The organism is Kribbella sp. ALI-6-A (assembly GCF_001984195.1).
Taxonomy (GTDB): Bacteria; Actinomycetota; Actinomycetes; order Propionibacteriales; family Kribbellaceae; genus Kribbella.
This window is the reverse complement of sequence record NZ_MTQN01000002.1, coordinates 26,210-39,196: the sequence shown is the minus strand read 5'-3', so window position 1 is coordinate 39,196 and position 12,987 is coordinate 26,210. Positions and strand designations below refer to the sequence as shown.

12 protein-coding genes are annotated in these 12,987 nt (G+C 67.1%); 6 read left to right on the top strand and 6 right to left on the bottom strand.

Translation table 11 applies throughout. From position 1 onward, the window contains the following. The coding region (locus tag BWI15_RS00255) for an ATP-dependent nuclease (RefSeq protein WP_202817531.1) at positions 1-665 on the bottom strand (665 nt) is incomplete at its 3' end. A gap of 525 nt (positions 666-1,190) precedes the next feature. On the opposite strand from BWI15_RS00255, the gene BWI15_RS00250 reads away from it, so the two are divergent. After that, entirely contained in the window at positions 1,191-2,393 is a 1,203-nt protein-coding gene (locus tag BWI15_RS00250; RefSeq protein ID WP_077012197.1) for a hypothetical protein, read from the top strand. A gap of 392 nt (positions 2,394-2,785) precedes the next feature. Here the strand turns inward: BWI15_RS00250 and BWI15_RS00245 are convergent, their stop codons facing one another. Both BWI15_RS00245 and BWI15_RS00240 read right to left on the bottom strand, forming a co-directional pair. After that, complete coding sequence (locus tag BWI15_RS00245; protein ID WP_237771065.1) at positions 2,786-3,265, bottom strand: PPC domain-containing DNA-binding protein; 480 nt, start codon at positions 3,263-3,265, stop codon at positions 2,786-2,788. Beyond that, on the bottom strand, positions 3,243-4,700 hold the full coding sequence (locus BWI15_RS00240; RefSeq protein WP_143465341.1) for a hypothetical protein: 1,458 nt from the start codon (positions 4,698-4,700) through the stop codon (positions 3,243-3,245). Before BWI15_RS00240 ends, BWI15_RS00245 begins: the two co-directional genes overlap by 23 nt. 160 nt (positions 4,701-4,860) lie before the next feature. On the opposite strand from BWI15_RS00240, the gene BWI15_RS00235 reads away from it, so the two are divergent. Then, complete coding sequence (locus BWI15_RS00235; RefSeq protein WP_077012194.1) at positions 4,861-5,601, top strand: XRE family transcriptional regulator; 741 nt, start codon at positions 4,861-4,863, stop codon at positions 5,599-5,601. Then, positions 5,601-6,077, top strand: coding sequence for an NUDIX hydrolase (locus tag BWI15_RS00230; protein WP_077012193.1), 477 nt, complete (start codon positions 5,601-5,603; stop codon positions 6,075-6,077). Before BWI15_RS00235 ends, BWI15_RS00230 begins: the two co-directional genes overlap by 1 nt. Here the strand turns inward: BWI15_RS00230 and BWI15_RS00225 are convergent. Continuing rightward, the gene (locus tag BWI15_RS00225; protein ID WP_077012200.1) at positions 6,054-6,620 is read right to left on the bottom strand and encodes an HD domain-containing protein; all 567 of its coding nucleotides are present in this window, start codon (positions 6,618-6,620) and stop codon (positions 6,054-6,056) included. The two genes, BWI15_RS00230 and BWI15_RS00225, sit on opposite strands and share 24 nt — an antisense overlap. 880 nt (positions 6,621-7,500) lie before the next feature. On the opposite strand from BWI15_RS00225, the gene BWI15_RS00220 reads away from it, so the two are divergent. Then, positions 7,501-9,096, top strand: a complete 1,596-nt coding sequence (locus BWI15_RS00220; RefSeq protein WP_077012192.1) for an AMP-binding protein — start codon at positions 7,501-7,503, stop codon at positions 9,094-9,096. A 126-nt stretch (positions 9,097-9,222) separates the two neighbouring features. On the opposite strand, the gene BWI15_RS00215 is transcribed toward BWI15_RS00220, so the two are convergent. Continuing rightward, positions 9,223-10,086, bottom strand: a complete 864-nt coding sequence (locus BWI15_RS00215) for a helix-turn-helix transcriptional regulator (RefSeq protein WP_143465340.1) — start codon at positions 10,084-10,086, stop codon at positions 9,223-9,225. A 211-nt stretch (positions 10,087-10,297) separates the two neighbouring features. Here BWI15_RS00215 and BWI15_RS00210 point away from each other — a divergent pair, with 211 nt between their 5' ends. Then, on the top strand, positions 10,298-10,744 hold the full coding sequence (locus BWI15_RS00210) for an acyl-CoA thioesterase domain-containing protein (RefSeq protein ID WP_077012191.1): 447 nt from the start codon (positions 10,298-10,300) through the stop codon (positions 10,742-10,744). Between the two features lie 85 nt (positions 10,745-10,829). Further along, a complete protein-coding gene (locus BWI15_RS00205) occupies positions 10,830-12,149 on the top strand; it encodes an MFS transporter (protein ID WP_077012190.1) in 1,320 nt (439 codons plus the stop codon). Positions 12,150-12,200: 51 nt separating this feature from the next. On the opposite strand, the gene BWI15_RS00200 is transcribed toward BWI15_RS00205, so the two are convergent. Then, positions 12,201-12,941 carry a helix-turn-helix domain-containing protein gene (locus tag BWI15_RS00200; RefSeq protein ID WP_083750478.1) on the bottom strand — a complete coding sequence of 247 codons (741 nt, stop codon included), beginning with the start codon at positions 12,939-12,941 and terminating at the stop codon, positions 12,201-12,203. Positions 12,942-12,987: the final 46 nt, after the last annotated feature.

Below are 12,987 nucleotides of genomic sequence, written 5' to 3'. Positions count from 1 at the left end.
TCGACGAATGCAGCCGCGCCGAAATAGCCCGCCGATTTCTGGGCGGCCGCGGCAGCGGCGTGCAGGGGGTTAGTGTCCGCGTCGAACACCGCAGACCGGGCTTCGCGGTGCGCGCCGAGAATCACGGAAGATGCGCCGTCGCTGCCGTCGGTCAGCCCTGACAGCGCAGATCCGCGAGCCCAGCGTAGGTGCAAGTCGGGCCGCTCCCCTAGACGGAAGTAGCCTAGCTGCCGCCGCTGGGTTCCGGTGATCGGTCGGGCATCGTCGGAATCGGGTCGCACGACCTCCCAAGTTGGGTCGAGCTCAGGCGTCACGGTGAGCCGGATGACGAGGCACTCCTCGGCTTCATCAATAGGGTCGTGCACTAGCGTCCCGTCCGGCATGATTCCGGAGCGATCCTTGCCGAGCTGGCTCTCCTTGACGAGGTTGTCCGGCAAATCTGCAACGGTCGCTTCGATGACGACGTTCCTGGTGAGGTCGAGGCCGTAGAAGTCGGCATCCGTGAACTGCGGGTTGTAGTTCGGGTTGAGCACCAGTCCGATGGCATCAAGGAGCGTCGTCTTGGTGCTGTCACCAGCGCCGACCAGCGCCACCAGCCGCCGATTGATGGACCATTCCGCTGATTCGATCCCGCGGAAGTGTTCGATCCTCAGCCGGCGGAGCATCACGGGCAACCTCGCATCGGAAGCAGTGTCGTGGTCCAAATTGACCGGCCCGCTGCCCGCTGAGGACTCCAAGGTACGAGGACACCAGTCAGATTCCTACTCAAGCCGCGGAGCCTGCTCAGCAGTATGACAGCGCAGCCGCTACGACTGTGCTCGCGACCGCGGTCGCGAGCACACCTGTCGCTGTTGCATCCCGCTCGCCGTGTTGCGCAGCCGAGTCGGCGATGCTCGGTGTCCCAGGTGGGGCCCGTCGGCCCGAATGCCGTGATGTCGATGCTGACAGCCGCGGGTCGGCGAGCGTGACGCTTCGGTAGCCGAGCGTAGCGAGCGGATCGGCCGCGTCACGTCTGACGGGGAAGATTCGGTGGACCAGCACCGTGAACGCCGCCCACCACTCGAGCAGGATGCGGGTCCGCTCATCTAGCCGTCAGGATCCTGCCATGCCGGATCTTGCCATCCGCCACATCTGGCCTCGTGCCGTGGGACCGGCTGACATTGGGCGAGTCCCCCATGGAAGGATGGCGTATGAAGAGGTTAGTCAAGTGGCCGGCGGTCCTGGCCGCGTTCGCCCTGGGCTGCACCCTGGCGGCAAGTCCGGCCCAGGCCCAGATCAGTACCCCGACCAACTCCACGACACAGGTCTCCGTCGGTGATCTCAGCCCTGAGCAGGCCGAGGCGATCGCCCAGCGCATCCTCGACGGTCTGCCGGCAGACTTCGAGGCGCGGCTGGCCGAGCTCGACCGGCAACTCGGCCTCCCGGAGTCCGCACCCACCGCTGCGCTTGTCGAGCGCCTCATCAACCCCGCGGACTACCAGTGCGGCCCGACCCCCAAGGACGCGTGGGTTCAGGCCCACCTCCCGCAGATGGACTCGACCGAGGCCTTCATCCTCGTGTTCTTCGGGTTGAAGATCCCGACGTACGACACCCTGCTCTTCGAGACCGAGGACACCCCGCAGGTCTTCGGGCGCAACGACGAGTTCAAGACCCCGGTCACCCACACCTTCCGGGATCTGCGGAGGTTCTGGGACACCCGGTCCGACGACATCCAACTGCTGGCGATGCACAGCAACACGGTCGTCGACAAGGCGAAGGTGACCCGGACGCTCGTCGGGGCCCTCGGCCTCCCCACCCCCGAGGCGGCGGCTCCGCTCGCGGACCTGATCGTCCAGCTGTTCAGCCAGGAGAAGTGGCAGTACGGCCACCACCCGCTGTTCTCCTTCAACGCCTACGCCTCCGAGATCCTGCCGAGCGACCCGCCGGCCCTGCAGGGCATCCCGGACAAGCTGGTGATGGGCGACGGCATCCTCGAGGCCTACCACGCCATCGGGTACGGCGACGTCGCTCCGGAAGCGATCATGGCGCACGAGTTCGGCCACCACGTGCAGTTCGAGCACGGCGTGATCACCGAGGACTCGGACGCGGAAACCACCCGGCACTCCGAACTGCAGGCCGACGCGTTGGCCGGCTACTCGCTGACCCACGCCCGCGGCCTGGCCATGCAGCGCAAGCGGGTGGAAGCCTTCGAGCAGATCTTCTTCAACGTGGGTGACTGCTCGTTCACGGCCGACGGCCACCACGGCACCCCGAACCAGCGGGTGAAAGCCTCGAACTGGGGTCACCAGCTGGCCCAGAGCGCGCCCAACCAGGGTCACATCCTGCCCAGCCGCGAGGTCCTGACCGCGTTCGACCAGGCGTTCCCGACGATCGTGGCGCCCGACGCCAGCTGAACCAGCCACACCTCCCACGCGGTCGATCGTCCTTCCCACCGCCCAGGCGGTGGGAAGGACGGTCGCTACGGCGGCTGCTTCGTCGGCGCCGGATCGCATCACACGCCGGTATCGGCCGGTCCGACACCTCGCAGCTCGCCGCGTCAAATCGCACAAGAACCAGGTCGAAGCTCGATCGAGTCGCGGCGACAGGAACCTCCGGCCGGCAGCGGTCGCAGCACACGTCCGACCGCGCGACGTACAAGCGAACCCGGTCAGCTCGATCAAGTACTCCGTAGTGACAGGCTGTTGTACCTTCCTGTCATCGATGGGTCAGACGAGGTCGCCACCGAGCGACCTACTCACGGGGCCCGTGCACCAGCCGATTACCTCCATCTACGGGGTCGCGTGGCTCAGAAGCTCAACTGCGGAACGTCATATAGATCCGCCAGTCGCACCCTGGACATCGGCGGACCGGCAATCTCGACTAGGTGCATCTCGGTGAGAAATTGGACTTTGGCTCCCAACAGGTGACTGGTGTGCGCGGAGGCAGACTGGTGCTTGAGACCGACCGCGACGTGGATGTGGGGCAGCACCTGGTGTGTCTCACGGTCATACGCCAACGTTCCGCCTCCCAGAGCCTCGACGCTCTCCAGGTGTACGGAAGACCAGACCGGCGCCTCCCGGTCCGTCACCTTCTCGCAGGTTGCTACCAACTCGACTTCACGAAGACCCGCGATGAACATCGGAACGAAACCCTGGCGTACGTCGTGCTGACGACAGAAACCTGCGAGCGACGAGAAGAAGTCCTCGCCGTGGTCGAAGCGGACCGCGAACGTACGGCCCCTGGTCAGTTCGGCGGCGTGCAAGTCAGGCTCCTTGGTTTCGATCAAGGCTGGCGATGTAGCTGAGGGCGAGGTCGAGACCGACGGTGGACAGCAACCTGCTGCGAGGCTGGGCGATACCGCCGGCGCCGACCGCCGATAGCTCGGTACAGCGCTTGCCGAACCAGCGCCAAGGGATGTTCAGGTAGCCAGCGAGTGCCTCCAAGCGGCGTGCTGGCGTTGGCTGCTCGATGATCGAGCGGGTAGAGGCGGCCTCCGCGATGTCGCGGTAGACCATCCGGCGTGACGGTGGGGCACTGGCGTCGACGTACCAGAGTCCGGGCGCGCGCAGCCAGTTCGCGACGATGGCCTCGCCGCCCAGGACGAAGCCTTCGACCTGGCCATGGTCGGGATCGGTGGTGACGTCGACGGTGATCTGGAACGCCTCCATTAAGGCGACGGCGAGCAGCAGGACGATCCGCTCGTACCGCGGCGAGTTCTTCACCTCGTGCTCAGGGATGCAGAACGCTCGTCGATGGCGCTTCAACATCTTGGTGGTTGCCCGCAGGTACTCGATCTTGTGCGTCCAGATCAACCAGGACGACGCTTCCTCACCTCGTTGCTCACGGCTCCAGAACAGCGGCGTCGAAGTGAGTCTGCCGAGGTTGCGCACGATGTGGTCGGCACAGAATCGAGAACCCAACCAGCGGGCCGACAGCTCATGGAGATCCGGAACCGCGCCGAAGGTGAGGCTGGACGACAGCAGCTCGCCGTACGGGCTCAGCTTGGTGCGGTAGTGGTCGAGCGAGTAGTCGTCGGCGAGCAGTGCCGCGTCGGTGTTCGTGATCATCCAGAGGATCGCGACGGTGAGGTCGTCCAAGACGTACGCCGAGGGGACGTCCCGAGTGTGGTCCGGGCCGGGTGGCTTCCGCACGAGCTGGCGCCCGTCGGCGACGTGGTACCACTCCTCCCCCGCAGCGTCGGTCACTGCGATCACCGCCGACCGCCTGTCCGGCCGGATCGTCGCCTCGTCATCGAGCGACCGCACGGCGAGCCGATCCTGCCCAGTCGGTTCGGCCGGCCAGTAGAACGCCTCCAGGTCGAGGCCCGAGAACAGGCGGCCGCCGGGCACCTCGAGTCGACCGACCTCTCCCTGACCAAGCGAGCCCTTGCCGTTCAGACCGGCGAGGTCGATCAACGCAGTGGTGTCCGGCGACGCGACACGAACCGGCGCAGGTTCGGAGGCAGCGACACGACGATTCTGGAACCCCAACGCCGCGGCATCAGGCGCACCGAGCACTCGGCACAGAGCGGCCCGGGCGTGCTTCCCGGGCCATGTGTACCAGCCGCGCTCCCAATCAGAGATTGCCTTGGCAGTTATTGCGCCCATAGAGCCAGTGGCGCGCAGGATCTCCTCGTTGACGAGTTCGGCCAGCCGGGCCTGGGAGAGCGCGCCGCGCGCCTGCTTCAGCAGGAGGTTGGGCTGGCGCTCTTCCCTGGTCATGACGCGCGAGCAGCCCATGATCTCTGATTGTCGCCGGAGGCTGGTCGGTTCATGACGACAGCCTGCTACAGACTGTGAGGACGCCACTACGACCCGGTTGGACGCTTCCGGGACGTCTTGCCTAGGCTAAAGACGTCCCAAAATGTCTTAGGTTAGGTACATGGCCAACGAACGACTCCGGACCGCGCTCCTGGAGAACGGCATCACGCCGCACGAGCTCGCGTCCGAGGTCAGCGTCGACACCAAGACGGTTGAGCGCTGGGTCAAGGGCCGGACTCCGCACCGCCGGCACCGCTACCAGGTCGCCACGCGACTGGGCGTCGACGAGGGCTACTTGTGGCCGGACGCGCTCTCGCGCGAGCAGGTGACGATTGCCTCCGCCAGCGAGATCCTTGCCGTGTATCCCCACCGCACCGAGGTGCCCAGGGACGTCTGGCAACGACTGTTCGAAAGCGCCAAGGAAGAGATCGGCGTACTCGTGTATGCCGGACTGTTCCTGGCCGAAGACCGCGGACTGCTCAGCATTCTCCGCAAGAAGGCGGCGAACGGCGTGCGCGTCCGTTTCCTGGTCGGGGACCCCGACGACAGGAACATCGGCGACCGCGGCGAACAAGAAGGCGTCGGTGACGCGATGGCCGCAAAGATCCGCAATGCGCTCGTGCTCTACGGCCCGCTGCGCAAGACCGCCGGAGTCGAGTTCCGGGCCCACCGCACCGTGCTCTACAACTCGATCTACCGCTCCGACGAGACGGTCCTGGTCAACACCCACGTCTTCGGATTTCCCGCGCCGGCTGCCCCCGTGTGGCACCTCCGCAAAGTTGCCGGTGGGGAGATCGCCGGGATTTACCTCGACAGTTTCGAGACCGTCTGGGAAACCGCTGCTCCACTACCGGAGGATTGATGGCCCGCAGAATCGACTACTACGACGACCCGGCCGCGCCTCAGGCGAACAGCATGGTGCCTTCGGTGAACGTGGTGATCGAGAACGAGGCCGGCGAGGTCCTCGTGATCCAGCGGTCCGACAACGGGAACTGGGCTGTTCCCGGCGGCGCGATCGACCTGGGTGAGTCGATGACTCAGGCTGCCATCCGGGAAACCCGGGAGGAGACCGGGATCGAGTGCGAAATCACCGGGCTGATCGGCATCTACACGGACCCGAAGCACATCATCCTGTACACCAGCAACGGCGAAGCCCGTCAGGAGTTCTCGATCTTGTTGAAGGGTCGCGCTCTCAGCGGTACGCCGACCCCGAGCGACGAAAGCACGAAGGTCGAGTGGGTCGCCACCTCGCAACTGGACAGCCTGCAGATGGATCGCTCCATGCAGATGCGCATCGAGCAGTACCTGCGGAGATCAGACACCCCGTACCTCACCTGACCAGCCAGCCAAGCTTCGACTGACGGTCCGGGCGGCGTCACGCAGTATCGGCGCCGACCGTGTGATCGACCGGTGTACGACGTGCTCCGGCGGATATCGCGTCAGGATTTCTGCAAGGCGCTCATCGACGTCAACCGTCGAACCATCGACCCCAGCAGTCAGGTCGCAGTAGATCAAGGCATTCAGGAGCCGCGGTGCCGGCCGCGCGAACTCCTCCAACTCCGGTGCGAGGCCTCGCTCCTCAGCCTCAACGGCCGCAGCAGTGTGGTGGGCGACCAGTTGGCAGACGACTTCGTCGACGCCCACCTCATCGCGGAGATATCTGGCCCCATCCAACGGATGGAACCCCGTACGCACCAGTGAGGGCGAGTAGCCGACGTCATGAAGCCAGGCTGCGATCTCGATCAGCTCAGCATCTTCGCCCAGCATCGAGTTGAGGGTTCGGGCGCACCTAGCTACTCCCTGAACGTGCGCCCAACGCCGCGGCAACGCTTCGGCCAGGAGACCTTCGGCGACCCCCCTGGCCCATGTCGTTCTGCTCATGACCGCGACCCTACGACTCGCCATCGGTGACGGAGAAGGCCTCGTACGGACGTCCGCAGGACGTCCCGGACGCGGAACGTCCCTAGCCTGCACCTGACCTTTGGTGTTGCGATCCCAGCTCGAATCCAGCGTGGAATCCGCGCGACGGAAAGGGGTGAGTTTTTCGACCGCCGTTGACTACTGTGCAGTTCGTCCGCCAACTGCTGTCCGCGTAGCGCAAGCACGGCGTCTCGTCCGCGGTAAGCCAAGACCAACCGGCCCAAGGCGGAGCTGCGTTCCGAAATGTCTCCACCGCGATCAACAAGTAACACGATCCGGTGCGCCGCCGGGGCTGCCGATACCTCGCCATGTGACAACCGCGCCGGCGAGCACGCGCCGCAACGTGGCCGGACCATCCGTGGCCAGCGCCCGTTCGATGCACCCAACTGAGCGAGGCCGACACCGACGACTACGCACCAGGCCACCGTCGTGACGACGGAGATGGAGGGTTTCCGGCCCCTGGCCGGGGGACGCAGCGGGACTGCCTCTGCCCTCCGGAGCTGAGATTGCGCGGCGCGAGCGCAGCCACCCGCCTCACACGAGCGGCGCCAGTCCCGAGGAGAAGCGCCCCACCGCGCAGGTCGCCCGGCGCCCGAGCGTCGCCGACGTGCACGCCGCCGCGGCCCGGATGCGTCTGACCGTGACGGGTTGCGAAGCCCCGGTGCGGGCGTCAGTCCCCCACGGTGGTGCGCCAGTTGGCGGCTGCGAGCCGCTTCGCGGAGCCCGTGCTCGAATGATCCGCCGCACTCGCAGCGCCCCGCCGGCGTACCCACTTTCGAGGGGTGTTGCGACGACCACCTTCGGAGCAGGATCTTCGCAGCGAGCACAAAAGGGAGCTGCCATGGAGTCCTATGCCCGGGGAGACCGCAACGGCCCCCTCCTCGAGGAGACGATCGGCGCCAACTTCGACCGCACTGTCGCCACCTACGGCGACCGCGAGGCCCTGGTCGAGGTGGCCACGGGCCGTCGCTGGACCTACGCCGAACTGAACGCCGAGGTGAACGCGCTGGCGATCGGCCTGCGCAAGGCGGGCATCGGCAAGGGTGATCGGGTGGCCATCTGGGCGCCCAACTGCGCCGAGTGGACGATGACCCAGTTCGCCACCGCCAAGATCGGCGCGGTGCTTGTGAACATCAACCCGGCCTATCGCACCCACGAGCTCAGGTACGCCCTCGACAAGTCCAGCGTGACGCTGCTGCTGTCGGCCGAGTCCTTCAAGACCAGCGACTACCGCAGTATGGTCGACGAGATCGGCGCGAACGAGCGGGCCATCTTCCTGGGCACTCCTGCCTGGGACGAGCTGGTCGCCAGTGGTCGTGGCGAGCGGCTCGCCGACCACGTCGACGACGACCCGTCACCCGACGACCCCATCAACATCCAGTACACCAGCGGGACTACCGGCTTCCCCAAGGGCGCCACCCTGAGCCACCGCAACATCCTCAACAACGGCTACTTCACGACCGAGACGATCCACTTCACCCACGAGGACCGGCTCTGCATCCCGGTGCCCTTTTACCACTGCTTCGGCATGGTGATGGCCAACCTCGGCTGCGTCACCCACGGCGCCACGATGGTGATCCCGGGACCGGGCTTCGACCCTGCCGTCACGCTGCAGACGGTCCAAGACGAGCGCTGCACCGCGCTGTACGGCGTGCCGACGATGTTCATCGCGATGCAGAACCACCCCGACTTCGCCAGCTTCGACCTCAGCACGCTGCGCACCGGGATCATGGCGGGCGCGGTGTGTCCGGTCGAGGTCATGAAGCGGTGCGTGCACGACATGCACATGGTGCAGGTCTCCATCGCCTACGGCATGACCGAGACCAGCCCGGTGAGCTGTCAGACCCGCAGCGACGACGACCTCGAGCGGCGGACGTCGACGATCGGCACGGTGCATCCGCACGTGGAGATCAAGGTGATCGATCCCGCCACCGGTGAGACCGTCCCGCGTGGCGAGCCAGGCGAGTTCTGCACCCGCGGCTACTCGGTCATGCTCGGCTACTGGGGCGACGAGGAGAAGACCCGCGAGGCGATCGACGACGACGGCTGGATGCACACCGGTGACCTCGCCGTCATGCGCGAGGACGGCTACTGCAACATCGTCGGCCGGATCAAGGACATGGTGATCCGGGGCGGGGAGAACATCTACCCGCGGGAGATCGAGGAGTTCCTCTACACGCACCCCGACGTCGAGGACGTCCAGGTGGTCGGCGTGGCCGACGAGAAGTACGGCGAGGAGCTGTGCGCCTGGATCCGGGTGCGCCCCGGGGCCGATCCGCTCGATGCCGAGAAGGTGCACAAGTTCGCGACCGGCAAGCTCGCCCACTACAAGATCCCGCGCTACGTCATGGTGGTCGACGAGTTCCCCATGACCGTCACGCGGAAGATCCGCAAGGTCGAGATGCGCGAGAAGAGCACCGAACTCCTGGGGCTGTGAACCCCGGTGTGGATCGGGTCAGGGGCGGGCGGCATGAAGCGCTGCCAGCGCCATCCGCTGCAGCATCGCGGCCATGTCCTCGAGACCCAGCCTGGCGCTGTGCGGCGTGGAGTTGATGAGGACCCCTCAGGGCAGGATGCCGAGGTTGCGAGCCTCGACGATGGCTTGCACCCGGTTGCTCGCGCCGAGCTTGCGCATCGCGGACTTCAGGTAGGACTTCACGGTGTTGGGCAGCAGGCCCAGCCCCTCGGCGACAACGGCGTTGGTGCCGCCGAGCGCGACCTTCTCGAGCACCGCCACCTCACGCGGCGTGAGGCCGAGGTCAGGCCGCTCCCGCCACGGCTGCTGGGCGTGGCCGGGAGCGAGCCGGTCGTGCAGGGCCTCAAGGCGCTGGCGCAGGGAAGCGTCGTGGACCGCACCGGCGAGCTCGGCCAGCTCACCGGCGATCTCCTGCATCTCCCCTGCAGTCAGGACCGCCGGGTCGCGGCGCGCGTGGACGTCGGCGGCCAACGCGCTCAGCCGCCGCTCGACCTCATCGGCCACGGCGATCTCCTGCTCGAGCTCGCGCACTACCGGCGCCATCGCGTCGAGCCAGCGGTCGCCGAGCGCCTTGTCGCCTCGGGTCCCGACATAGATGACGTAGCGCGGCGCACCGTCGCCCCGGACCGGCATCGCGGCCACCGTGCGGAGCTGCTCCTTCTCCACCGCGTGGTCGTAGTTGTGGGTGATACCCCGGGCGGCGAGGTAGTTGTCGACGCGGACCGGCCGGCCCAAGACCAGCGACTTGCCGCCGAGACCGGCACCGCTGGCGATGGTCAGGCCGGAGAGCGACTTGGTGAGCCCGCCGCGCACGTACAAGATGCGCATCGCCCGGGCGCCGGGCTCGACGCGCGCAGCGAACGCGGCATCGACACCCGCCCGGCCACGCACCGAAGTGAGGACCTTCGTCACCGCGACCTCGCTGCGCTGCTCGGGCATCAGGTAGACCATCGGGCGCCTCCTCGTGATCGTCGTCACACTAGCGCAGTGTGCAGGGCCCGCTCCCGGGCCAATACCCCCTTTGGTGGGTGGTCCCCACCTGCACTCTCGGAAGAATCGGCCGGGTGCACGACCCCGTCCCGGCGGCGTACTTCGTACGCAGCGGCGCCACGACCGCCCACACCTCGGGGCGTGGTCAGAGGCCGAGCAGCACATCGCTCCAATGGCGGGCCTGGTCGTGCACGAGATCGAGCGCCGCTGCGCCGACGACGGCTTGGTACTCGGACGCCTGAGCGTGGACATCCCCGGCCGCTTCATCGCGGGTGTGGAAGTTCGCCGGGGCGTCACCGCGGAGCCCGGCCGGGCCTTCGCCTGGGTGCGCAGCACCGTCGCGTTGCTCGAGGACGAGCCGGTCAGCGACCTGGCGCACTGGGTCGGCCTGCTCGACACCGCGAACGGAATCGCCGTGCGCGAGTCTCCACGGAAGTGGCACTTCCCCAACGTCGACGTCACCCTCCACCTGCACCGCCTGCCGGTCGGCGGCTGGGTCGGCCTCGACACCACCGAGCACTTCGGCGAGGGCGGCCTCGGCCTCACCGAAAGCGTGGTCCACGACGAGCGCGGCCCCGTCGGCCGCCTCGCACAGGCGCTCACGGTCCGGCCACGCTGAATCTGGTGACACCCTCTTTCGGGGGCGGCGGCCGCGCCGTGACGGCCCTCACACTGGCGCCACGTTCGACAGACTGGAGCCCGACATGAGCCACCCCCGCACCACCACCGGAGCCCCGACCGGCCCCCGCTCGATGGCGCGCGTCGCCGGTGCCTCACTGGCCGGCACCACCATCGAGTTCTACGACTTTCTCATCTACGGCCTCGCCGCGGGGTTGGTCTTCAACGCGATCTTCTTCCCCGACTACGGCGGGGCCGAGGGCACCTGGGCGTCGATCGCCACCTTCGGCGTCGCCTTCGTTTTCCGTCCACTCGGAGCGATCGTCTTCGGCCACTTCGGCGACCGGATCGGCCGCAAGGCCACGCTGGTCACCACGCTGCTGATCATGGGCCTCTCGACGTTCGCCATCGGCCTCCTGCCGAGCGCCACCTCTATCGGGGTCACGGCGGTCGTGCTGCTGGTCCTCCTGCGCGCCCTCCAGGGCTTCGCGCTCGGCGGCGAATGGGCCGGGGCGGCGCTGCTCACGACCGAGTACGCCGGAGACAGGAAGCGCGGCGCCTACGCCATGTTCCCCCAGCTCGGTCCGAGCGTGGGACTGATCCTGGCCGCCAGCGTGATGCTGCTCTTCCTCAACACCCTGGGCGCGGAGTCTTTCACCGACTGGGCCTGGCGGCTGCCGTTCCTGGTGAGCCTGGTGCTGGTGGGCGTCGGCCTGTGGGTGCGGCTCAAGGTCGCCGAGACCCCGTCCTTCGCCAAGGTCAAGGCACAGCGCGCCGAGGTGCGGCTGCCGTTCGGTGACTGCATCAAGGAGCAGTGGGTCCAGGTCCTGCTCGGCGCGGGCATCATGTCGACGGTCTTCGCCGCCTTCTACACCGGCGTGGCGTTCCTCCCCGGCTTCGGTATCCAGGTCCTCGGCCTGACCTTCAACCAAATCCTGGTCGCCCTCATCGTCGCGGGCGTGGTCATGTCGGTCGCCGTCATCGGCTCGGCGATCCTCTCCGATGTCATCGGCCGCAAGCGGGTCCTCATGGCGGGCATGGTCGTCGCACTCGCGGCGGGCCCCATCGCGTTCGCCACCATGGAGCCCGGGTCCTTCGGTCTCTACGTCCTCGCGCTGTGCCTGCTGTTGATCGTCCTCGGCGTCAGCTACGGCCCGATGGCGGCCTACCTGCCAGAGCAGTTCCAGGCGCGCTACCGCTACACCGGCGCCGGCCTGGCCTACAACCTCGCCGGCGTGCTCGGCGGTGCGCTGCCGCTGGTCATTGGTGACGACCTCATCGCACGCTGGGGCCGCGAAGGCATCGGCTACTTCCTCACGGCCAATGCGCTGGTGAGCGCCTGCTGCCTGCTGCTGTTGAAGGAGACCAAGGACCGGCCGCTCGACGTCGAGCCTAGCCCGGCCTGAACTGGTGCGCCCCGCCCGAGACCCTCACTGGCTGGGCATGCAGCCACCGAACTAGTCGGGCACGCCATCCACCGGATGCGCAGCCTTCCAGACCTCGGCGAAGCTCTCCAGGTAGAGATCGAACATCTCGCCGCCCTCGAGTCGGCGCAGGTGATAGACCGGAGCCTGTGCGGCCGGCAGGCCGAACACGTGCTGGTTGACCAGCAATTGGTCGTCGACCCGGTACATCGAGTTGTACAGCACGGTGTCGTGCAACCGAAGCGTCACGCCGGGCCGTTCGAGCAGAGGTCCGAATTGCACGAGCGCGTTTCGGATCTTGGCCGGTAGCGCTCCACCAATCTTCTCCGCTGATCCTCGCTGGGCGACCTCCGGTGACTTCGGGTTGCCTAAGGCAAGGTTGACAGAGACGCCGGCATTCGCCTTCGACGTCAGGAGGCCGACGAGGCGCTTGTCCTCCGCCAGGAACAACGCGGCGTACGCGAGGATGTCGATCTGGTGCTCCGCGGACTGGAAGAGACCGATCCAAGCCTCCCTCGTGACCAGGTTCCGCTGCGGATAGACGGCCACGACCTCGGCCGAGGTCTTGCCCGCGCCCCGCAGCGTCAGAAGTTCTGGCCACAGCTCCGGTTCTTCCAGACTGAGTAGCCGCGCCAAAGGCCCGCGGTGGCGCGGAAACGGCAACCTGCCGTCCACCCAACGCCCAACTGTCTTCGGGTCCACGCCGAGTCGCGCTGCAATGTCTTCCTCGCTGAGCCCGGCCGCATACATCGCTCGCCGCAGTGCCTCGTTCAACCCGATCTCCCCGATTCGGAGACGCCCAGGAGGTCCCTAAACGTCC

Coding starts and splice junctions, on each gene's coding strand:
- BWI15_RS00230 (WP_077012193.1), top strand. CDS start 5,601: ATGGCCCGCAGAATCGACTACTACGACGACCCGGCCGCGCCTCAGGCG.
- BWI15_RS00205 (WP_077012190.1), top strand. CDS start 10,830: ATGAGCCACCCCCGCACCACCACCGGAGCCCCGACCGGCCCCCGCTCG.
- BWI15_RS00250 (WP_077012197.1), top strand. CDS start 1,191: ATGAAGAGGTTAGTCAAGTGGCCGGCGGTCCTGGCCGCGTTCGCCCTG.
- BWI15_RS00240 (WP_143465341.1), bottom strand. CDS start 4,700: ATGACCAGGGAAGAGCGCCAGCCCAACCTCCTGCTGAAGCAGGCGCGC.
- BWI15_RS00215 (WP_143465340.1), bottom strand. CDS start 10,086: ATGGTCTACCTGATGCCCGAGCAGCGCAGCGAGGTCGCGGTGACGAAG.
- BWI15_RS00220 (WP_077012192.1), top strand. CDS start 7,501: ATGGAGTCCTATGCCCGGGGAGACCGCAACGGCCCCCTCCTCGAGGAG.
- BWI15_RS00235 (WP_077012194.1), top strand. CDS start 4,861: ATGGCCAACGAACGACTCCGGACCGCGCTCCTGGAGAACGGCATCACG.
- BWI15_RS00225 (WP_077012200.1), bottom strand. CDS start 6,620: ATGAGCAGAACGACATGGGCCAGGGGGGTCGCCGAAGGTCTCCTGGCC.
- BWI15_RS00210 (WP_077012191.1), top strand. CDS start 10,298: ATGGCGGGCCTGGTCGTGCACGAGATCGAGCGCCGCTGCGCCGACGAC.